General features: G+C 58.4%; 19 protein-coding genes. 7 read left to right on the top strand and 12 right to left on the bottom strand.

Annotated elements, in window-relative coordinates; genetic code table 11:
• The first annotated feature begins 5 nt into the window (after positions 1-5).
• The 3 genes from RCH93_RS05940 (at position 6) to RCH93_RS05930 (ending at position 2,117) form a co-directional block, all read left to right on the top strand.
• A complete protein-coding gene (locus RCH93_RS05940; protein ID WP_306547410.1) occupies positions 6-812 on the top strand; it encodes an S-adenosyl-l-methionine hydroxide adenosyltransferase family protein in 807 nt (268 codons plus the stop codon).
• 166 nt (positions 813-978) lie between these two features.
• Complete coding sequence (locus RCH93_RS05935; protein ID WP_306547409.1) at positions 979-1,608, top strand: OmpA family protein; 630 nt, start codon at positions 979-981, stop codon at positions 1,606-1,608.
• Between the two features lie 221 nt (positions 1,609-1,829).
• Positions 1,830-2,117: an antibiotic biosynthesis monooxygenase gene (locus RCH93_RS05930; protein WP_306547408.1), complete on the top strand. Its 288-nt coding sequence runs from the start codon at positions 1,830-1,832 to the stop codon at positions 2,115-2,117.
• A 107-nt stretch (positions 2,118-2,224) separates the two neighbouring features.
• Here the strand turns inward: RCH93_RS05930 and dnaE are convergent, their stop codons facing one another.
• The 11 genes from dnaE to RCH93_RS05875 form a co-directional block, all read right to left on the bottom strand.
• Positions 2,225-5,752, bottom strand: a complete 3,528-nt coding sequence (gene dnaE, locus RCH93_RS05925) for a DNA polymerase III subunit alpha (protein WP_306547407.1) — start codon at positions 5,750-5,752, stop codon at positions 2,225-2,227.
• A gap of 149 nt (positions 5,753-5,901) precedes the next feature.
• Positions 5,902-6,435 carry a transposase gene (locus RCH93_RS05920; protein ID WP_306547406.1) on the bottom strand — a complete coding sequence of 178 codons (534 nt, stop codon included), beginning with the start codon at positions 6,433-6,435 and terminating at the stop codon, positions 5,902-5,904.
• Between the two features lie 101 nt (positions 6,436-6,536).
• A complete protein-coding gene (locus RCH93_RS05915) occupies positions 6,537-7,352 on the bottom strand; it encodes a thermonuclease family protein (RefSeq protein ID WP_306547405.1) in 816 nt (271 codons plus the stop codon).
• A gap of 193 nt (positions 7,353-7,545) precedes the next feature.
• Entirely contained in the window at positions 7,546-7,878 is a 333-nt protein-coding gene (locus RCH93_RS05910) for a type II toxin-antitoxin system PemK/MazF family toxin (RefSeq protein ID WP_306547404.1), read from the bottom strand.
• Positions 7,878-8,138, bottom strand: coding sequence for an AbrB/MazE/SpoVT family DNA-binding domain-containing protein (locus tag RCH93_RS05905; RefSeq protein ID WP_306547403.1), 261 nt, complete (start codon positions 8,136-8,138; stop codon positions 7,878-7,880). The genes RCH93_RS05910 and RCH93_RS05905 overlap by 1 nt, the downstream gene beginning before the upstream one ends.
• 481 nt (positions 8,139-8,619) lie before the next feature.
• On the bottom strand, positions 8,620-9,507 hold the full coding sequence (locus tag RCH93_RS05900) for a pentapeptide repeat-containing protein (protein ID WP_306547402.1): 888 nt from the start codon (positions 9,505-9,507) through the stop codon (positions 8,620-8,622).
• A gap of 276 nt (positions 9,508-9,783) precedes the next feature.
• Positions 9,784-10,641 carry a motility protein A gene (locus RCH93_RS05895; protein WP_306547401.1) on the bottom strand — a complete coding sequence of 286 codons (858 nt, stop codon included), beginning with the start codon at positions 10,639-10,641 and terminating at the stop codon, positions 9,784-9,786.
• A gap of 14 nt (positions 10,642-10,655) precedes the next feature.
• Positions 10,656-11,756 carry an OmpA family protein gene (locus tag RCH93_RS05890; protein WP_306547400.1) on the bottom strand — a complete coding sequence of 367 codons (1,101 nt, stop codon included), beginning with the start codon at positions 11,754-11,756 and terminating at the stop codon, positions 10,656-10,658.
• A gap of 197 nt (positions 11,757-11,953) precedes the next feature.
• The gene (locus tag RCH93_RS05885; protein ID WP_306547399.1) at positions 11,954-12,754 is read right to left on the bottom strand and encodes a 4Fe-4S dicluster domain-containing protein; all 801 of its coding nucleotides are present in this window, start codon (positions 12,752-12,754) and stop codon (positions 11,954-11,956) included.
• A gap of 58 nt (positions 12,755-12,812) precedes the next feature.
• A complete protein-coding gene (locus tag RCH93_RS05880) occupies positions 12,813-15,023 on the bottom strand; it encodes a molybdopterin-dependent oxidoreductase (protein ID WP_306547398.1) in 2,211 nt (736 codons plus the stop codon).
• Positions 15,024-15,626, bottom strand: coding sequence for a molecular chaperone (locus RCH93_RS05875; RefSeq protein ID WP_306547397.1), 603 nt, complete (start codon positions 15,624-15,626; stop codon positions 15,024-15,026). It abuts the gene before it with no gap.
• A 322-nt stretch (positions 15,627-15,948) separates the two neighbouring features.
• Here RCH93_RS05875 and RCH93_RS05870 point away from each other — a divergent pair, with 322 nt between their 5' ends.
• The gene (locus tag RCH93_RS05870; protein ID WP_306547396.1) at positions 15,949-17,058 is read left to right on the top strand and encodes a hypothetical protein; all 1,110 of its coding nucleotides are present in this window, start codon (positions 15,949-15,951) and stop codon (positions 17,056-17,058) included.
• A 211-nt stretch (positions 17,059-17,269) separates the two neighbouring features.
• The gene (locus tag RCH93_RS05865; RefSeq protein WP_306547395.1) at positions 17,270-17,650 is read left to right on the top strand and encodes a thioesterase family protein; all 381 of its coding nucleotides are present in this window, start codon (positions 17,270-17,272) and stop codon (positions 17,648-17,650) included.
• 86 nt (positions 17,651-17,736) lie between these two features.
• Here the strand turns inward: RCH93_RS05865 and RCH93_RS05860 are convergent, their stop codons facing one another.
• Positions 17,737-18,291, bottom strand: coding sequence for a hypothetical protein (locus RCH93_RS05860; protein WP_306547394.1), 555 nt, complete (start codon positions 18,289-18,291; stop codon positions 17,737-17,739).
• A 252-nt stretch (positions 18,292-18,543) separates the two neighbouring features.
• On the opposite strand from RCH93_RS05860, the gene ileS reads away from it, so the two are divergent.
• Both ileS and lspA read left to right on the top strand, forming a co-directional pair.
• Positions 18,544-21,354, top strand: coding sequence for an isoleucine--tRNA ligase (ileS, locus tag RCH93_RS05855; RefSeq protein WP_306547393.1), 2,811 nt, complete (start codon positions 18,544-18,546; stop codon positions 21,352-21,354).
• On the top strand, positions 21,351-21,851 hold the full coding sequence (gene lspA / locus RCH93_RS05850) for a signal peptidase II (protein WP_306547392.1): 501 nt from the start codon (positions 21,351-21,353) through the stop codon (positions 21,849-21,851). The genes ileS and lspA overlap by 4 nt, the downstream gene beginning before the upstream one ends.
• Positions 21,852-21,860: the final 9 nt, after the last annotated feature.

Genomic DNA, 21,860 nt, shown 5'->3' with positions numbered 1-21,860 from the left:
CCTTTATGGGTACAGCCTCAGCCGTCTTCACTCTGACCACTGACTTTGGCCTGCTCGATCCCTACGCCGGCCAGCTCAAAGGCGCTTTGCTCACCGGCTGCCCGTCTGCAACCATCATCGACCTCACCCACGCCATCCCCGCCTGGGATGTGGTTACCGCCGCCGTCACCATCCGCACCAGTTACGCTTTTTTCCCCACCGGCACAATACACCTGATCGTGGTTGATCCGGGAGTCGGCGGTCAGCGCTCAGTGCTTGTGGCCAGCGGCGACGGTCATTTTTTCATTGGCCCGGACAACGGCGTCCTCTCGCTGCTGATCCTTGATCACAAGATGACGGCCGTCCATCGGGTCGAGCGCGCTGAGTTCTTCGCCCCCTCCGTCAGCCCGACCTTTCACGGCCGGGACGTCATGGCCCCGGTCGCGGCGGCCCTGGCTCAAGGGATGGGGCTCGATTATTTTGGTCCGGCAGCGGCCCTTGCCGACCTGCGAATGGCGATTGCGCCGTCGACGGTCGCGACCGCTGGCCGCCTTCACGGGCAGGTGCAGCGCATCGACCATTTCGGCAACGTGCGCACCTCCATCCGGGCCGGCGGCGGTCGTTTTGATCCCACCAGCTTTGGCTTTCTCGAAATTGGCGACCAGCGCGTCGCCCCATTGGTTCGAACCTACAACGAGGCCCCAGCCGGGTCGCTGTTTGTGCTTATCGACAGCTCCGGCTATCTCGAAATTGCAGCAAACCAGGCAAGCGCCGCCGCGATGATCGACTGTGCGCCTGGCGACCCGATAACTGTACGTCTCGTGCAAAAATAGCGGGGCTCTTCTTTTATGCAGGAGGGCTGGCGGTCTCTGCATGATCGAGGTGGTCCTGGAATGTCTTTGAAACGTGTTCTGTGCCTACTTTTGTGGAAGACCGAGCCGGGCGGATGGTTGCCAGGGCAAGGTCTCGCTCAATATTAATGAAGAAGAAGGAGCTGTTATGAATCAACTGGTAAAATTTTCTACGATGATAGTGCTGTCCTCCACCCTGTTGACAGCCTGCGCCACCAATCAGCAGACCGGAACCGCCGTGGGAGCGGGAGCCGGGGCCGGCCTGGGTGCGATTTTGGGGCAGGCGATTGGGCACAACACCACCAGCACGCTGATTGGTGCCGGTATTGGCGCAGCCCTGGGCGGTATTGCCGGCAACCAGATTGGGGCCTACATGGACAACCAGGAGCAGGCCTTGCGCAATTCGACCGACGCCAGCATCAAACGCGAGCAGGATGTGCTGACCGCGACCTTCAAAAGCGATATGTTCTTTGATTCCGGCTCCGCACAACTCAAACCCGGCGCCTATAACGAATTGAATCGCATCACCAACGTGCTCAACAATTATCCGCAGACAACACTGCGGGTTGAAGGCCATACGGATTCACGCGGGTCCGATCAATACAACCAGCAATTGTCCGAACAACGGGCCATCGCGGTAAAAAACGCCCTGGCGCAACAAGGTGTTGATTCTCGACGCATCGAAGCAATCGGTTACGGCGAATCGCAGCCGATTTCGTCCAGCGACGCCATGAATCGCCGGGTGAACATCGTCATTAATCCCATTCGTCAGGGTTGAGATTGGTTTTGGGCGGCAACAGAGGCGAGCTTTTGCTTCTGTCTGCTGTTTTTTGCTCGCAGCCTGCTCTGGGCGGCGGGAGGGCCGCAATCTTTCTTTTTGTCGGCACATTTTTTTGCTTCCGGTCTTCCGGGAGCTTATAATGAAGGTGCAACACGCTGTTCGCTGTCTGGTTGTTCATGTACGTCCCATTAAAGCTACATCAACACGAGGAGGAGCACATGGCTGTTAAAATTCTGATCAAGAGAAAGGTTGCGGACAAGCAGGCTCGGGAGTTGGACGGACTGCTGAAGAAACTGAGGGCCTTGACCCTGAGCAGGAAAGGCTACATCTCAGGAGAAACCTTTACCCGGCTCGATGAGCCCGGCGTCAGCATGGTCATCAGCACCTGGCAGTCCATCGACGACTGGCGGGAATGGACCCTGTGCAAGGAGCGGATCGAGTTGCAGGAGCAGATCGACAACCTGCTCGGAGAACCCACCAAGTACGAAATATTTGAAAACGCCTGAACGCTGACAACAGGGCAGGCCGGGCGGCCGGTTCAGCCCGGCCCGGAAACACCAAAAGCGGCGCATCGTCCTCGATGCGCCGCTTTTTTTATGCCGTCGCGCCTTGTTTAATGCCCGTTGCGGCCGTTGCCGTACCCGTTGCCGTTGCGGCGTTGCTGAACCTCGGGTTTGCGCATCTGCACCATCAGCGAACGAGGGCCGCAGAGCCGGGTGATTTTGTGGAAGAGTTCGGACGAGGGGCGGATGCTCATGTCCTTCAACACCTGGATGTCGACCTCGCCCCGGTTGTCGAAATGCAGCGTCAGCAGCACCGGCGTGGCCCCGTGGTGCTGGTAGAGCAGTTCCTTCAACTCCATCATGTGCTGGCGCGAGGTCGTTGTTGCCCGCAGGGTGATCACCGCCCGCTCGGTGTACTGTTCCAGGGCCTCGCTCAGGGTTTTCACCTCCTGAGCTACAATCTTGGCGCCGCGCTCGCCCTGCTGCACCGTGCCCACCACCACCAGCGGCCGCTCGCTGGTCAACAGGTGCGAGCATTCGGCAAAGGTTGAGGGAAAGACAATCACCTCGATGCTGGCGGTCATGTCTTCCAGAATGGTAAAAGCCATGCGGTCGCCTTTCTTGGACTTGTGCTCCTTGTAGCCGGCAATCAAACCGCCGATGCGCGCCACCTGGCCGTCGCGCAGTTTCTCCGCCCCGGCAATGTCGGTGTCGACCGCCCGCCGCATGTCGTCCATCACCCCCTCAAGCGGATGCCCGGTGAGGAAAAAGCCGACCGTTTCCTTTTCAAAGGCCAGCCGTTCCAACTCCGGCCATTCCTCGATCTCACCGGGCAGTTCCACTTCGACTGCGGCGGTCTGCTTGGCTGCGGTCTGGCCAATGGAAAACAGATTCATCTGGCCGCTGAGCCGGTCGCGCTGCACCGCCTTGGCCCGGTCGATGCACTGATCGAGGATGGCCATGTACTGGGCCCTTCGCCCCTGCATCGAGTCAAAGGCCCCGGCCTTGACCAAACTCTCGATCACCTTGCGGTTGACCTTGGAACTGTCGACCCGGCCGCAGAAATCACTGAGCGAACGATAGGGGCCGTTTTTTTCGCGTTCCGCCAAAATCGAATCCAGCGCCGCCCCGCCGACGTTTTTCACCGCCGCCAGGCCAAAGCGGATCCGGTCGTTGATAACCGTGAAATCGTTGAAGGATTCGTTGATGTCCGGCGGCAGGACCTCGATTTTTTCCTGGCGGCACTCGTTGATGTACTTGACCACCTTGTCGGTGTTCTCCACGTCGCAGGAGAGCAGGGCGGCGAGGAACTGGGCCGGATAATGGGCCTTGAGGTAGGCGGTCTGGTAGGCCACCAGGGCGTAGGCCGCCGAGTGCGACTTGTTGAAGCCGTAGCCGGCGAACTTGGCCATCAGGTCGAAGATGTACTTGGCCTTGTCCTCGGGCACGTTGTTGACCTTGGCCCCGGCCATGAACTTGCCGCGCTCCTTCTCCATCACCTCCGGGATCTTCTTGCCCATGGCCCGACGCAGGATGTCGGCGTCGCCCAGGCTGTAGCCGGCCAGGATGTTGGAGATCTTCATGACCTGCTCCTGGTAGACAATGACCCCGTAGGTCTCCTGGAGCACGGACTTGATCTGCGGCAGCGGATAATCGGCGGGCTGGCGGCCGTGCTTGGTCTCGACAAAGGTGTCGACCATGCCGGAGTCGAGCGGGCCCGGACGGTAGAGGGCCACCAGGGCGATCAGGTCGGAGAACTGCTCGGGCTGCATCTTGATCAGCAGTTCGCGCATGCCGTCGCTTTCCAGCTGAAACACCCCCAGGCTGTCGCCCCGGCAGAGCAGGGCAAAGGTCTTGGGATCGTTCATCGGAATCTTGCGCAGGTCGACCTCGGTTCCCAGGTCAAAGGCCACCAGTTTCAAGGCCCGGTCGATCACGGTCAGGGTCTTGAGTCCGAGAAAGTCGAACTTGATCAGTCCGGTTTTCTCGGTGTACTTCATGTCGTACTGGGTCAGAATCTCCTTGTTGGGGCCGATGCACACCGGCAGATACTCGACCATCGGCTTGGGCGAGATGACCACCCCGGCCGCATGGGTCGACTTGTGGCGGGCCAGTCCCTCCAGGGTCTGGGAGATGGTCAGCAACTCGCGGACCTCGTCCTCCTTCATTGCCTCGCGCAGGCGCGGCTCCTTTTCAATCGCCTTTTTGAGGGTGATTTTCAGCTCTTCCGGCACCAGTTTGGCAATCCGGTCGACCACCGGCAGGGGGATGTCCAGCACCCGGCCCACGTCGCGCAACACTGCCCGGGCCTTCATCGATCCGTAGGCCACGATCTGCGACACATGGTCGTCGCCGCCGTAGCGCTGGCGCACGTACTCAAGCACCTCGTCGCGCCGCTCCTTGCAGAAGTCGACGTCAAAGTCGGGCATGGAGACCCGCTCGATGTTGAGGAACCGCTCAAAGAGCAGGCCGTAGGGAATCGGGTCAATGTCGGTGATCGACAGGCAGAAGGCGGCCAGACTGCCGGCGCCGGAGCCGCGCCCCGGCCCGACCGGGATTTTCTGCTGCTTGGCCCAGTTAATGAAATCGGCCACAATCAGGAAATAGCCGGAAAAGCCCATCTTCTGGATGACGCCGATCTCGTAGGTCAGCCGTTCCTTGTAGGTGGCCTCGGTTTCGGCGCTGACCTGCTCCATTTCGTGGAGGTGGTCCAGCCGCATCTTCAGGCCCTTCCAGCAGGCGTCGCCAAAGACCGCGTCCAGGGTCTCGCCCTCGTTGAGCGGGAAAATCGGGAAATGGTGGTCCTTGAATTCCAACTGCAGATCGCAGCGCTCCGCCACCTCCAGGGTGTTGGCTAGGGCCTGCGGGCAGTAAGCAAAATGGGCGGCCATCTCGTCGCCGGATTTGAAATACAGCTCGTTGGTGTTGAAGCGGAACCGGCTAGGGTCGTTGATGGTCTTGCCGGTTTGGATGCAGAGCAGCACCTCGTGGGCGTAGGATTCCTGCTTGGTGAGGTAATGGCAGTCGTTGGTGGCCACCAGCTTGATGCCCAATTCCTCGGCCAGCGCCATCAACCCCTGGTTGGCCACGGTCTGCTCGGGGATGCCATTCTCCTGGATTTCCAGATACAGCCGGTCGCCAAAGACCTTCTGCAGCTCCAGGGCGCGGGCGCGGGCGCCGTTTGCGTCGTTGTGGGTGATACGCCAGGGAATCTCGCCCTTGAGACAGGCGGTGAGCACAATCAACCCTTCCTGATGCGCGTAGAGCGTTTGCCGGTCGATCCGCGGCCGGTAATAAAAGCCCTTGGTCTGCGCCAGGGATGCTAATTTCATCAGGTTGGCGTAGCCGGCGGCGTTCATGGCCAGGGCCACCAGATGGAAGTTGTGGCCGGCGCTGCGGTCATGGAGTTCCATGCCGTTTTCCGCCATATAGAACTCGCAGCCCACCAGCGGCTTGATCCCCGCTTTCTTGGCCTTTTCGTAAAACTCCAGCGCCCCGTACATGGCGCCGTGGTCGGTCATCGCCACAGCGTCCATGCCAAAATCCTTGGCGTTCTGGATCAGGTCGGAGACGCGGATGGCCCCGTCGAGCATGGAGTATTGTGTGTGGACGTGAAGATGGATGAAGGGTGTGGGCATAGAGGGAAAGGTTGGTTAGTTTTTTAGGTGGAGAGTCTGTAGCGGTTTAGATTGCGTGAAGGTTGCGGTGTGTTGCGGGCTTTCCATTTCGATCGTTCCCACGCTCCAGCGTGGGAACCTGCCCCGGACGCTCCAGCGTCCAGTTTCGTTTAAAACCAAGGGTCAATCTCAATAAGCCCCGATTGTCCCAGGTAATTCCGAGCGCTTGAGTAGCGCCAATGTTCAGGCTGGTCAACATACCCCCGTTTCACCGGGTTGAAATGGATATAGCCGAGTTTTTCCTGCATCACCGGTTCGCTAAAAATCATCTCGGCATGGGAGCCTTCTTGCCAAAACTGGTATTTCCTGTCGATCTTGTGTGCCGGCTTCGTCAGTCGCAGGCGGGTTAGCAGTTGATCCGCCTTATGCTGCTCCAGTAATTCGATAATCCGAGCGGCAGTGAACGACTTGAAGCTGATCAAACACTTATCCAAACGCGGAGCCTGAGCCACAAAGTGCAGGTGATTTTCCAGGATCACGTACCCGAAGAGCTGCAACCCGCTATGAGCACGTTGATAGCTCCAACAATCAAGGAGGATCTGCACAGCATCAGGGCGAGTGAAAACGGGAAGCCACTCGACAACCGTGCAGGTCAGAAAATGAGGCTTCTCGGGTTCGTGGATGACGTAGCGGCTTCTGGTCATGCATTTTTTCGTTCATTTTGGACGCTGGAGCGTCCCGGGGCTGTTCCCACGCTGGAGCGTGGGAACGATCAAAATTCTTCCCAGCTTCTGCGAACGTTTTTTCACCTGCACCATTGTTTCTCGCAGGGAACCCCATCGTTATTTCCGTCCATTTTCGTGCCAGGACAATTATTCAAAAAAAACGTTGCTTCTTCGCATGACGTCATATGAGAGCAATGAGTTCTTCCGTCACATTTGAACCGGGAGCCTCCTTCCCAAGCCTCATTATTTGAAGTGTCATGAAAGGTCCTTTTTCTTTCCGGTGCGGCGTGAGGCAATTCCACGGCAGCAGTGTTTCCCTCCGATACGGCGGGCTGCAATTCCACAGCAGAAGTCGCCTTTGCATTCGGACCAGTAATGATTTCAGGCGGCTTGTCCTCTGACGTTTTACCAATGTCTTGTTCTCGCCACTCCCAAGGAGGCACGACATTATCCTCACTCCACATCCCTTTCTTCTGCCTTCTCGCCTCGCCTTCTGTTTTGACCCAGCCAGAACAGAATTTTTCATCGCAATATTGGTGGTAAACCCAGGCATATCCGTTCCTGATTATCATTTCGTTGAGAACGGCGCCATCAACACGCACTAAGCCAACCGTCCTGCCGTACTTGTCAACATCCTTTGATTCAACCTCTATATTCCGCCCAGCTATCAGCACGCTGGTGAGTTCTTTGGCTTTCAACCCTGCAGATTGTCCGTTATCTGGCGTGTCGATTCCGTACAATCTGATTATTTCTTCTTTCCCGTCGTGCAACACCTTGAGCATGTCGCCATCAGAAACCGAAACGACTTTTCCGGACCAAGCAAAGCTGAGGGATGGAATGGATAAAACCGCAATGAGAAATGCTGCTGCCGATTGAGCAGTGAAAAATTTTTTCATTCAGAGGATTCTGAAATGATAAGGTTTAATGGTGGCGCACCTGCTCCCCAAGACCGCCGCGCAGAAGGTTGCTAGGGTCAGATCTTGAATTTTGAATCACGTTGGAGTGTGGTTGGGTGTGATGGTAATCGATAGCTATGCCTGTCACATATTTCCAATGTATCTTCATCATGCTGGTTCGCGTTATTGCTCGCTAACTTATGATTGCCCTGAACTTAGCAAGCACATCGCTTAACACATCATCAGTGGCTCTCTCGGCGAAGGACACCCCACGTTCAACAAAATCAATGGTCTTCACCTGCTGACAGAGCACAACGCCCGATACTTTCTGGCCCTGTAAAGAAACCTCGAAAGCATGGCCGCGAACCCGGCTGGTGATCGGGGCGACCAGAGCCAATAACATTTTTTTGTTAAAAGGCTCTGGAGACAGCACCAGGGCAGGACGTTTTCCTTTTTGTTCATGGCCTGCAGTCGGGTCAAAGTCCGTCCAAACAATATCACCTCGTTTCGGGATATATTGTTTCATTACTCAATTTCCTTGCCTACCGGTTCGGCGTTTAACCAAGCCCGATCTTCATCGTCCAAAGCCAAAGACTCGGACGGGCAGTCGTTCAACAACTCTTTCAAGGAATATTCTTTGACCTGAGCGAGCGGGGTAATGATAATTTGACCGCCAACCGCTTCGATATTTACCTCTTGATCGACTCTTAACTTCCCGGTTTCAGCAATACTTTTAGGGATTCTCACTCCCAGGGAATTACCCCATTTTTTCACTGTTAACTGCATATAACGGCTCCTTTGGAAAGATATACAATGTATAAACACATGTATGTTATTCTTTGAGGTGTGTCAACAATGTTTACACTTATTCCATGGACGCTGGAGCGTCCCAATGCGTCCCCACGCTGGAGCTCGTAGGTTGGGGTGAGGAACGAACCCCAACACCATCCTGATTTTTCGCCATAGCCCTTTGAATCGATTTCGCAGATATCCGCGTCCCAATCGCCTCCAATCAGCCGTCTGGGTCACATTTTACGTTGAAAAAATTGAAGCCGCTTTAAACCCGCGCGCGCCGGCATCGTATAACATCTTTCCGTTCCTATGACACAATGTTGGGGTTCGTTCCTTACCCCAACCTACGGGCTCTCGTTCCGCCAACCATAAACGATGGAGCGTCCCCAAACGTTCCACGCTGGAGCATGGGAACGATCAATACCGGGCGGGAGCCCGATCAACCTACAGGCTCACAGACTTCCCACCTAACCCCCTACTTGATCCCCTTGGTCCCTTCTTTGAGCGTCTCGGTCAGGTCGGCCCCGTCGAGCTTGGCCCCGGTGAGATCGGCCTTGATTAGGTTGGCGCCTTTGAGCGCGGCGCCGCGCAGGTCAGCCCCGCGCAAATCGGCGCCGGGCAGGTTGGCATAGGTCAGGACCGCATCACGCAGGTTGGCTTTTTGCAAGTCGGCCCGGCGGAGATTAGCCATGCTCAGGTTGGCGCCGTGCAGATCGGCCCCGCCCAGTTTAGCCTCGATCAACTCGGCCCGACCAAGATCCACCCCGGCCAGATTGCAGCCCGGACAGTCCTTGGCCATGAATTCGACCGTGGCGGCGTTGTCCTTGGCCGCGCCCTCGCCGCTTGGGCGTTCTTCGGTGAGCTGCGGTTTTTGCGGCGCCTCCCGGCTGCCTTCCTCTTTGAGGATCGAGCGGTGCTGGCTTTTCTTCTTCTGGTCACTGTCGCTGTACAACCCTTTGCTGTCGCCTGCCGCCTGTTCCGCCGAATACTGGAGCACGCCGCTGCCGCCGGCCAGTCGCACCTTACCCTTGTCGCCGCTTTGGTAGACCGTGAAGCAGCGCAGGTCGCCGTACCACCATTTCTCCATGCGGAAGCAGAGTTCGCCGCCCTCGCTGACGTCCCATCGGCCTTTGTCTTTATCGGTGGAAACGCCCTGGGCGAAGATTTTGCCCGAAGGATCGAAATAGAGCTGGGCGTCCTCGCTAAAGGCGTGCAGCGCCAGGGTGTTGCCCTTGACCAGCTCCAGCACCTCGCGCGCCGGCAGCTGGGTGGCCCCTTCTTTGACCAGCGAGTTGACAGTGGTCGGGCCGCAGCCAGAGAGCGCAAAACAACAGAGCAAGGCAGGGAGGACGGAGTGTCGCATGGAGAACCTCTTCTTTTCTTTTATGAGTGAAAATAACAGGTTGATTGGTCGATTGGGGCCGTGTGGGCGGCCGCAGGCAGGCCGTATATTACACGGAAGGCAGGTTTTTGCACCCTTGAATTTCAGGAACCATTCCCGTTGCAATGCGGCTGGTTGGCGATCTCGGATTGTCGTCGGGCATTGACGGAGCCTTGCCATGCGCCCCTGCAACCCGAGGGCGAATCGCCGATTTCTTGGCGGCCGCTTGGAACGATGGGCAGCGCCGGCAGGGTGGAATTACAACACGGCCGGTCCCGGACGACTGCCGTGGTCGTCTTGATCCATCTGATCGTCGACCACGATATGAAACCGTTCCTGGATCAGGGACAAGGGCGTCAGATCGGCCTTGCGATCCGAGGGGGTGAGGAAGGAGAGCAGTTTGGTGCGCAGCACGGTGGGGTTGAGTTCGCACTCAATGGCGATAATCCCCTCCATGATGATTTTCTGCAGCAGCAGTTCCTGGTTGGTGCGCTCGCGCAGGTTGGCGGCAAAGGGGATGAAAAAGAAGTTGGCGAAGATCAGCCCGTAGAGAATCGAGGTCAGAGCCAGCGGCACGGTTTTGAGGATGATGCCGGTGTCGTCGATGCCGGCCAGCATGGGAATCAGGCCGGCCACCGAACCGACGATGCCAAACGCCGGGCAGAAGTCGGCGATGGTGCGCAGCACGCGCTCGCTGTCTTCGCGTCGCATCTTGAAAAAATACATCTCGGTGTTGAGGATGTCGCGAATCTGCTGCGGCTCGTAATTGTCCACCAGGCAGCCCAGGCCGCGACGGAGGAAAAGAATCGAGGTTTCGGTTTCATCCTTTTGCAGGGAGAGAATGCCTTCCATCCGCGACTTGATCGACAGATCGATGAGGATGTCGACAATTTCGGCCTCGGATTTGAGCTGGCCCCGGTAGGAAGAGCGGACCACGCGTTGGACGATTTTCAACCGATCAAGCTGAAAGCTGAGCAGGGCGGCGGTGGCGCTGCCGCCGGCCACGATCATCAAGCTGGCGATGTTGAAATAAAAGCTCAGGCTGCCCTTGATGAGAAAACCGCCGAAAAAGATGAGGCCGCAGAGCGCGAGGCCAATGATGTTCTGTCGTTTCATGGCTGGAAAATCCGTTATTGAAGAGTGGCAGGCGTGGCCGCTTGCACCTGCGGCAATTCCTTGGACAGCACGATTTCCACCCGCCGGTTGATCTTGCGGTTGGCCTCGCTGGTGTTGGGCTGCAGCGGCCGAAAGGAGCTGTAGCCGGAAACGCTGAACTGGGTGGCCGGCAACCGGGTGTCGTCGATGAGGAAGCGGGCGACCCGTCCGGCCCGGGCCAGCGACAATTCCCAGTTGGAGGGAAACCGCATGTTTTTCACCGGCCGGTCGTCGGTGTGGCCGATGACGTTGATCATGTACGGCGTTTTCTGGATGATGCTGGTTATTTTTTTAAGCGCGTCCGTGGCGCTGGGCGTCAGTTCCGCCTGCCCGGAGGCGAACAGTAGGTCGCCGGTGAGGATGATTCGCATGGTTTTGTCCGGGATTAGTTCCACCGAGGCGAACCGTTCTAGCTTCTCCTTTTCCAGGGTGACTTTGGAGAGGTCGTAGATCTTGGTGATCAGTTCTTCCTGTTTTGTTTCCTGGGGGGGCGTAACGGCGGGTTCGGGCGGCGTTGCCGGAGCTGTTTCCGCCTGCGGCGGCGGAGGCTGCTGTTCGCGCGCGACCTCGGAAATGGGCGCCAGCGGTTCAACCTGCGGTTCGGCCTGTGGTTTGTCGTCTGCCATGTTGTGGCGGATGAGCACGTCGGCCCCGGACTGTTCGTGCGCTGCCGGCATGATTTCCTGCACGGCGTCCGAAATCTTGACCGAGACGTCCTGGGAGATGGGGTGGAAAATTAGCGAGGAGGCGGCGTTGTCGACCTGCACCGGCATGGTCTCGTCGGCGATCTTGTTGGGTTTGCCGTGGGCCAGGATCTCCTGGTGGGTGCGCAGATGGGCAAAGAGGGTGAGAAAGAGGATGAACATGGTCATCATCAAATCCGACCAGGCAATCGACCAATGCACCGGCCGGGGCGGGGTGCGCGAGCGGTAAAAGGAATCCTCGACCACAAAAACCGGCTGCGAGGACTGCTGCCAGTCGGAGTTCAGAGGCGTTTTCTTTGGGGACGGCGCAACGGCAGCCGTTGGTTTGTTGTCCTCAATGGGCCTGTCGTGTGGGTTGGATGCGTTTTCCATAGCCTTTCTTCGACCGGTTCCGCCCGGAACAGAAGCAGATTGTGAGAGTATCCACGAGATGCAAGGCTACTGTACCAGAATGGTATGAAAAAGTCATAAACTGATGCGTGTGGGCCGCAGACCTCAGAAATCCACAAAAAAGCCCCTGTCGCTCAGGGGAGCGACAGGGGCACAAACAACCCAACGAACAGGAAAACTTACTTCTCGCCTTCCTGCAGCGATTTGACCAGCAGGCCGCCTGCCAAGCCCAGCAGACCGATTTCCCTGATCTGGGTTTTGGCGGTGAGCGACATCTTGGTGAGCAGGCTGCGGCGCAGGGAAACCTTGGGCATTTCCTGCGGGGCCACCTGCATCAGCAGTTCCATATCACCCTTCTTGCTGCCGAAATACATGCCGTTGGGACCGATCTGGACCGCCTTGGAGGTCAGGCCGACCGCGCCTTTGGCCACATATTTGGCCACCGCTGAATTGGGATCGTCAAGATCGCCAAAGATACGGGCGCGGGCCAAACAGGTCTGGACGCAGGCAGGCTCCAGGCCTTCGGCGACGCGCGGCATGCAGTAGGTGCACTTGTCGACCTTACCCAGGCTGTTGTCGTCTTTGAGGCTTTCGTCGACATAGCGGGCGTTGTAAGGGCAGGCGTCGCGGCAGGCGCCGCAGCCGATGCAGCGCTCGCGGTCGACCTGAACGGTGCCGTTGAACGGATCCTTCCAGGTGGCCCCTACGTCCATGGTTACGGTCTTGCCGCTCTTGGCGTCCTTGAAGGTCATACTGACCGGATCAGCCGGGCAGACCGGCACGCAGGGCGGGTTTTTGCAGTGGTTGCAGAGACCTGGGTAGTAGGTGGCGGCCATGCCGGTTGCGGTAAGGCTTGGCCCCAGGCGGTGGACCCAGTTGCGGTCGTACTGAGCGGGAACCTCCCACTCAGCCTTGCAGGCAATGACGCAGGCATGGCAGCCCACGCACCTGTCGACATCGATAATCATGCCATATTGCATAGGAACTCTCCTTCAAAGGTGGTCGTGTCTGACGGTTGCGGGATGTTGCGGCCCACGATCAGCTGACTTTCACGAGTTTGACAAAGTTATTGCGCATGCCGTGGGCGCCGGTTTCCGGATCGACCGCCAGCTTGGTGATCAGGCTGCAGTCGTCGATGCCCTTGCCCACGCCCAGGGTCAGTTCCGGATTCATCGAGCCAAAACCATGGTACATGTACACCGAATCTTGGCGGATGCCGGGGGTGACCTTGACCGTGGTGGTGGTGCGCGATTTGACCCCGTCCTGGTTGATCAGGGAGACGGTGTCGCCTTCCTTGAGTCCCAACTTGGCCGCCAGTTTGTCGTTGACCCAGACGGGGTTGCTGTCGTTTTCCGCCATCAGCCAGGCGTTGTTCTGGCTGCGGTTGAAGGTGTGGACCGGCGAGCGACCGTAGAGCAGCCGCATGAATCCTTCAGGGGCCCGTTCCACCGGAATGTAAGTGGGGATCGGCGGATAGCCGTTCTCTTCCAACTCCGGGTTGTGGAACAGCACGGTGATCTCCATCTCGCCATAGGGGTCTTTGCCCGGCTGGATGTGGATGCCGTCCTCGGCCTTGATCTTGTCGATCGACAATTCAACCCCGGCCAGCATCTTGTTGATGGCCTCTTCCTGGGACTGGACCGGAATTTTGTCGCCGTAGCCCATGCGTTTGGCGATTTCGTTGGTGATCCAGATGCTTTCCTTGCGCTCGAAACCAGGGGCCACCAGCGGCATGCGAGGGGCAATGTACTGCTTGTGCTCCTCGGCAAAATCCCACTGGGTGCCGCTCTTGATCATGTCGTACCGCTCAAGATACGAGGTGTCGGGCAGGAGGATGTCGGCGTACATGGTGATGTCGGTGGGCATGACGTCAACGCACATGACAAAGTCCATCTGCTCGAGCATCTTGATGGTTTTTTCCTGGTTGGGGATGGTCTGGATCGGGTTCTGGCCCCAGATGACGCAGCCCTTGATCGGATACGGCTTGCCGGTGATGGCGGTGTCGCGGATCAGATCGGTGGGGGTGCCGGGCGGCGAATAATGATGGACATCCGCCATTTCCCGCAGGCTCTCCTCATGTTTCTCACCTTTTGGCCAGCCAACCTTGCCCAGGCCCTTGGGCCCTTTGGGTTGGACAAAGCCGCCCTTGACGCCGAAGGCGCCGAGCACGCCGGTGAGGCAGGCCAGGGCGCGTTGGCGCTGGAAGTCGTTGCCGTTCCAGGACACGTGACGGCCGGGGTGAATGGCGACATTGGGCATGTTGGCGGCCAGCAGTTCGGCCACTTCCTTGATCTGCTCGGCGGGCACGTCGCATTCCTTGGCCGCTTTTTCGAGGGTCCATTCCTTGATGCCCTCGGCCATCTTGTCAAAACCCTCGCCGTGGGCTTCAATGAATTCGGCGTTGTACTTCTTGTTCTGGATCAGATAGTTCATGATCGCGAGCATGAAGGCGGTGTCGGTGCCGGGCCGGATTTGCACCCAGATGTCCGACTTGGCCGCCGAGGCTGAGTAGCGGGGATCGACCACGATCAGTTTGGCGCCGTTCTCCAAGCCCTTGAGATAGCGCTTGAGATGGGACACGTGGACGTTCTCGCCCAGATGGTTGCCGATGAAAAAGATGACCTTGGCGTTGGCCATGTCCACGTCTTCATTGGGCGGCAGGCCGATGGTGGCCATGTAGGCGGTGTCGCGGATGCCGCGGCATTGGAAGAACGAGGCCTCGGAGACGTTGTGAGTGCCCACGACGTTTTCAAGAAAGCCCATCGGGTAGGTGGCGGTGGAGCCGTGGGGAAACATGGCGATGCCCTTGGCGCCGTGCTTTTCTTGAATTTCCTTCAGCTTGCTGCCGCAGGTGTCGAGCGCTTCCTCCCAGGAGATGCGCTGCCATTTGGGCGCGCCGCGTTTGCCGACGTTTTTGAGCGGGTATTTGAGCCGGTCCGGATCGTAGAGCAGTTTGACGCCGGCGTTGCCGCGGGCGCAGATGGAGACGCCGTTGTCGATTGATTTCGGATTGCCTTCCAGCTTGATCAAACGACCGTCGCGGATTTTTCCAATCAGCTGACACCGCCAGAAACACATCTCGCACACGCCGCCGACCGCTGTCTGGGTATTTTTAAAAGTCCCCGGAGCAGCCAGGGGCGTTTTGACGACTCCTGATTCTGCTTGAGCCGCCACCTTGGACAGCGGCACGGACGCAGCGGCAATCGAGGCGGTTTTGAGGAAATTCCGCCTGGTAAGGTTCATTGCCATTTACTGTTCCTCCTTGGTGAAAAAATCAATTAACTGTATCGACGCCTTGTAGAAAGGATGTCGAGCTTCTTTCATACATTTTTCCTGAAACCGTTCAAACCACGGCCGAAAAAGGGTTCGCAGAAAAAGTTCTTCATCGTCAAGCCTGGCTTCACCGGCCAATGCAGCCAAAAAATCAAGCTCGAAACGAATGTGATCGGCAGGCTCGGTCTCATCCGTGAGATCATAACCACGTTCGCGGTAAAAATCCCTGGTGCGCTCGGTGGTTCGGCCGCACAGGGTGCCGTCGCCGTCCATGTAGACCGAGGCGTAGGGCGGAATGGTCGCCCGGAGCGCGGCGGTGATGAACAGCCGGGTGTATTCGGTCCGCAGATCGTCGAGGTAGTCGATGGTTGCCCCGCGCCAGACGCGAAATTCGTCGAGTTCCGTCTGCCATTCAAGGGACGCCAGCAGGGAATCCATGGCGTCGAGGAATTGGTCGTTGCAGAAGGCGGGGTCTGGGTAGCGCATGGTCAGCGCGAGAAAAGAATAGAGGGAACTGAGGGTGGCGGCTTCGGCCGCCGAGGCGTCTTCCTGGTCAATGGGGGTGCTGTTCGCTGCCATGAGACTCTATCTGGGGAATCGGTGACGGGAATCTGGGGTGACTGTTTGCGGGTTGCGAGAAGATCGATGATAGGCAATTATGAGGATTGTGAATAATGCCGAAATATTGTTGTTCTTCCGTCGACCGGATTGCCGCCTGCTTTTCTGAAAAAACCGGTCACACTGTAGCATAGAATCTTGTATTCCACAAGATGCCTCTACTTGGCCCTAAAGGTTTCCTCGGCTTTGGCCGACAAGACGATAAGGGAGAAATGCCGGCTCACGGATGAAGGCGGCAACTCTTTGTTTTCAAATCCATAATGACAACCAGGGAAGGGACATCATGAAAATTGCCGAATCGAACATCCAACTTGCCAGTTCTCACACCGCCGTCGAATATTCCGAGCGCCGGGAGTCGCTCGTTGTCTGGCGTCAGGGGAGAGAATCGGTCCGCGCCGAAAAGAAGAACAGCCAGGACGACGCGCTGCAAAAGCAGGCGGAAAAACTTGCCAAAGAGGCCGCCAAGGTCAGTTTGTCCGCCGAGGCTCAGCAAAAGGCGGCGAGCGTCGTCGAATCTGCGGAATCAGCCGAAGTCGCGGCCCTCGGAGAAGACGGGGACCTGCTGACCGATCTGAACATGCGTATCCTCAAGGCCTTGTTTGAAAAACTCACCGGCCGGAAATTCAAAACGTACAACCTTGCCGCCTCTCAACAGTCGGCGGTTGCTGCGCCGTCAACAACTTCGGCTGACGCCATGCAGGCGCAAGCGACCCCAACCAACGCCGGCTGGGGATTGCGTTATGAACGCCACGAAGTGTATCACGAATCCGAAAGCACCCAGTTCGCCGCCCAAGGGGTGGTGCGGACCGCCGACGGCCAGGAAATTCAAATCGGAGTCGAGTTGAACATGAGCCGCAGCTTCACCAGCACTCTGGATGAAAGCCTGCTGATGGGCGACGCGCGCCTCAAGGATCCCTTGGTGATCAATTTTGACGGAGTCGCAGCCCAACTGACCCAGGACACCTTCAGCTTTGACATCGACGCCGACGGCAGCGAGGATCAGATTGCCTTTGTCGGGCCCGGATCCGGTTTTATTGCCCTAGACGCCAACAACGACGGCTTGGTGAACGACGGCAGCGAGTTGTTTGGCGCGCAGAGCGGCGACGGATTTGCCGATCTGGCCGCCTATGACGGCGACGGCAACGGCTGGATCGACGAGGGCGACGACATCTATTCTCAACTGCGGATCTGGACCAAAACTGCCGCCGGCGAAGACCAGTTGCTGGCGCTGGGGGCAAAAGGCGTCGGCGCAATTTATCTTGGCCGGGTCGAGACCCCGTTCAGCGTCAAGGACGGCAACAACGAATTGCAGGGACAGGTGCGCGCCACCGGGCTTTTTCTCTTTGAACAGGGCGGCGTCGGAACCATGCAGCAGTTGGACCTAGTCGCCTGAACCTGGTTGCCTGAGGTTCGGCGTCGCATTTGCGGGCCCGACGCAGTGGCATGACGGTCGCGTTTCCTTGCCGCTTGACGGGCAGGGGTGATGCTGTTACAACCCCAGATTAACAGACGTTTTGCTTGTTTTTTTGGGTGTGGCGCCGCTTGAGGCGCGCCAGAAAATTAAAAAGCCAAGGGCCGATAGTGAGCCTGCAAGGAGACGCGAGATGGAGATCCAGATTCCCGCAGGAGTCAAGGGCAGGGAAGAGTTGGTGGTCGCCTTTGAAGACACTGCCGCCAAATACGGCAGCGGTTTGGTTGAGGTCTACGCCACGCCGGCAATGGTGGCGCTGATGGAGAAAACCTGTCTCAATTCGGTGCTGCCGTATTTGCCCGAGGGGCACGGCACCGTGGGCGTCAAGGTCGACATCGTCCACAGCAAGGCCACCCCGGTGGGGATGAAGGTGACATGTGAATCGACCCTGCTGGAAGTTGATCGCCGGCGGCTGGTGTTTGAGCTGCTGGCCTTTGATGAAAAGGGCGAGATCGGGCGGGGCCGGCACGAGCGCTTCGTTATCAACACCCAAAAATTCATGGAAAAGTTATAGGCTTGATTGCACGCGTTGTCGCCGGAGCGGCCTGCGCGGTCGGGTTGGGCGCAATCGCGCCGCGTCGGTCTACAGTGCCTTTAAGTCTACAGTTGCTTTTCCGTGGTTTGCGCCGGGGTGTTGTAGCGGCTCAGCACCCCGTAGAGCATGTCGGGCAGGTCGTTTTTTTGCCGGGAACTGCGCTGGATCTGCTTGAGGCATTTGTCAAAGGTGAGCGTCTCGCCGAGGAAAATGTGGCGAAGGATCAGCGAGATCAGGCGGGTGATGGTGGTTAAATTGGAAATGCGCGACTGCAGTTCGTGGTCGCGGTCAAAGGCGGTTGAAGCAAACACCTCCACCGGCTTGCCGTTGACCTCGCTCACCGACAGATACCACTTGTTGCGGTCGCGGTCGATGGCCCGGTAGCGCTTGCCGTCGAGCACCTCCGGCAGTTCCGCCTCGCTTTCGATGGAGCGGGGCGTTGCCGCAGGCAGGATCGGTTCGTTCCGACAGCGCAGCCATAACCGCCGCACCGTCTCCGGTTGCTCCTGCACCGCCCTGGCAAGGGCCTCGCAGGCGGGGCACAGGCCGTCCTGCGGCAGAGGGTGGTCGCTTTTTTGGCCGCAGATCGCGCAGGTGGAAGGATTGTTCTCGGATTTCAAGCTGTTGCTCCATAGACGAAGAATCATTGTAGGCTGAACCGGTCACTATTCAGCGTCAAAATACAACGACGCCGGCAAAAGAACAAGCCGGGAAGTTGTTCCCCTCCCGCCGTCGCCTGGTTGCGGCGCACGGCTCCAGTCACCCGGTTTTTCCGCCTTTTCCCTTGCACATTCAAGCTGGCTTGGTAAAATCTGCCACTTCGTGGACAGCCCAGCCGTGTCTCTTTCTCATTTGCTTAACCAGGAAAAACGATGGATTACAGGGAAACACTCAACCTGCCGCAGACCAAGTTTAAAATGAAGGCCAACCTGACCCAGCGCGAGCCCATGGCGCTCAAACGCTGGGAAAAGGAAAACCTCTACGCGCAGTTGCAGCAGGCGGCGGCTGACCGGCCGCTGTTTGTCCTCCACGACGGCCCTCCCTACGCCAACGGCAACATTCACCTGGGCACCGCCTTCAACAAGGTGCTGAAAGACATCATCCTTCGTTCCAAGCGGATGGCCGGCTTCAACGCCCCGTACATCCCCGGTTGGGACTGCCACGGCCTGCCCATCGAGCACAATGTCGATGTGGAGCTGGGCGCTAAAAAACAGACCATCTCCATCCTGGGCAAGCGCGCCGCCTGCCGCAGCTACGCCGAAAAGTGGATCAAGACCCAGCGCGAGCAGTTCAAGCGGCTCGGCGTGCTCGGCGATTGGGGCAATCCCTATCTGACCATGAACTTTGGCTACGAGGCGGTCATTGCCCGGGAGTTTAACACCTTTCTTCTTTCCGGTGCCGTGGTTCGCTCCAAAAAGCCGGTCTACTGGTGCGCCGACTGCGGCACCGCCCTGGCCGAGGCCGAGGTTGACTACGCCGATCACACCTCGCCGTCGGTGTACGTCAAGTTTCCGGTGAAGGACGATCTCGGCGCGGTTGCGCCGGAGCTGGCGGGCAAACAGGTCTCGGTGCTCATCTGGACCACCACGCCCTGGACCCTGCCGGCCAACCTGGCCATCGCCTTTCATCCGGATTTTGAATACGCCGCCGTTGCCGTCCAGGGCGAGATATGGATTCTGGCCAAGGAACTGGTCGATTCGTGCATGAAGTTGTTCGGCCTGGAGGACTATTCGATCCTGGCTGTTTTCTCCGCTGCGGGACTGGAAGGCAAGCATTGCCGCCACCCCTTCATGGAGCGCGATTCCCTGATGGTCCTGGCTGATTACGTCACCGCCGATTCGGGCACCGGCTGCGTTCACACCGCGCCCGGCCACGGCGCAGACGACTATCTCACCGGCCTGCGCTACGGCCTGGAGGTGTTGTCGCCGGTGGACGATCAGGGCCGTTACACGGCGGACGCCGGCCGGTACGAGGGGGCGCAGGTCCCGCAGGTCAATCGGCAGATCGTGGCCGATATGGCTGCCGAGGGTTCGCTGGTCAAGGAAATGGCCATCAATCACAGCTACCCGCACTGCTGGCGCTGCAAAAAACCGGTGATGTACCGGGCCACGGCCCAGTGGTTCATCTCCATGGACAAACTGCAGTTGCGCGAAAAGGCCTTGCAGGCAATCAAGGAAGTGAGCTGGACGCCAGCCTGGGGCCAGCAGCGGATTTACGGCATGGTCGAGGCCCGGCCGGATTGGTGTCTGTCCCGCCAGCGCTCCTGGGGCGTGCCGATCACGGTGCTGACCTGCGTTGCCTGCGGTGAGATTTTAAAAAACGAGGCGGTGTGCAGCCGGATTGACGAATTTTTTGGCAAGGAAGGGGCTGACGCCTGGTTCAAGCACGAGGCCGCTGACTTTATTCCCGAGGGCGTGACCTGCGGTTGCGGCGGCCATGAGTTCAAGAAGGAGTCCGACATCCTTGACGTCTGGTTCGATTCCGGAACCAGCCATGCCGCAGTTCTCGAACAGCGCGCGGAATTGCGCTCGCCGGCGGATCTCTATCTGGAAGGCAGCGATCAGCACCGCGGCTGGTTCCAGTCCTCGCTGCTCACTTCAGTGGGCGCCAGAGGGCGTGCGCCGTATCAGGGCGTGCTCACCCACGGCTACGTGGTCGACGGCCAGGGCAAGAAGATGTCCAAATCCGTGGGCAACGTTGTTGCGCCGCAGGAGGTGATTGATCAGTACGGGGCCGAGGTGCTGCGTCTGTGGGTGGCCAGCGAAAATTACCAGGACGACGTCAAGGTCTCGGACGAGATTCTCAGGCACGTCTCCGACGCCTACCGCAAGATGCGCAACACCCTGCGGTTTCTGCTGAGCAATCTCTATGATTTTGATCCGGCCAAGGACAGCGTTGCCCCTTCTGCCCTGCAGGAGATGGATCGTTGGGCCCTGACCAAGTTTGCCGAACTGAGCGGGCGCATCACCAGCGCCTACGAGCGCTACGAATTCCACGCGGTCTATCATGGCCTGCACAATTTCTGCGGGGCCACCATCTCCAGCTTATACATGGACGTGCTCAAGGATCGGCTCTACTGCTCTGCCCCAGCCGGGCCGGAGCGCCGCGCCGCCCAGACCGTGATTTACCGGATTCTTGACGGACTGTTGCGCCTGATGTCGCCGATCCTCTGTTTCACCACCGCCGAGGCCTGGGAGCATCTCCATGACCTGCCCCAGGACGCGCCCCTGGAACGATCCATCTTCTTTGCCGATTTCGCGCCTGTGGCCGACATTGTTGAAGACGAGGCGTTTCAGGGCCGCTGGGACAAACTGCTGATCCTGCGCTCCGCCATTACCCGCGTGCTCGAAGGCGCGCGTCGCGACAAGGTCATTGGTTTGTCCCTGGATGCGGAGGTGGTGATCAAGGTCAACGGCGAATGGGCCGATTTTCTCTCTGGCAGCCTGGAACAGTTGCGCGAACTCTGCATCGTTTCCGGTCTGCGTCTGACCCGAGATGGAGAGGACGGGAACCTCGCCTTTGTCGAGGCCGAAGCCCTGCCGGGCGTGGAGATTGCGGTCGGGCCCGCGCCGGGCGTCAAGTGCGAGCGGTGTTGGACCATTGCCACCTCGGTTGGCGACGATCAGGAGCACCCCGCGCTCTGCGCCCGTTGCGCTGCGGTGGTTCGGCAGCTGACGGCATGAGTCGCCGCCTCCTGATGTCGGCTTTTTTCCCGGTGATCCTTGCGGTTGTCGCTATCGATCAGGCAACCAAGGTATGGATCATGCGCCATTTTTCCCTGTATGAGAGCAAGGTGGTGATTGCCGATCTGTTCAATCTCACCTACCTGACCAACAACGGCGCCGCGTTCAGCATCCTGGCCGGGCAACCGGCGGTGTGGCGGCAGCTTTTTTTTATCGGGGCCGCCGGCGCAGCCCTGGTGTTCATCTGGATCGCACAGCGGAGTTTTGGCCGCAACAGCGTTGTGTACAGTTTGTCCTTGGCCTTGATCGCCGGCGGGGCCATCGGCAACCTTATTGATCGGATTCGGTACGGATTTGTGGTCGATTTTCTCGATGTTTACGTTGGCGCCCATCACTGGCCGGCGTTTAACATCGCCGATTCCGCAATCACCATTGGCGTCATTCTTTTTATCATCAAAAATCTCCTGTTTGAACGGCAACAGCCGGCGCAGGCGTAACAACCTTTC

This window comes from Desulfobulbus sp. (assembly GCF_030824455.1).
In the GTDB taxonomy this organism is placed as follows: domain Bacteria; phylum Desulfobacterota; class Desulfobulbia; order Desulfobulbales; family Desulfobulbaceae; genus Desulfobulbus.
Note: the sequence above shows the minus strand (reverse complement) of the source record. Positions and strands in the feature narration are given on the sequence as shown.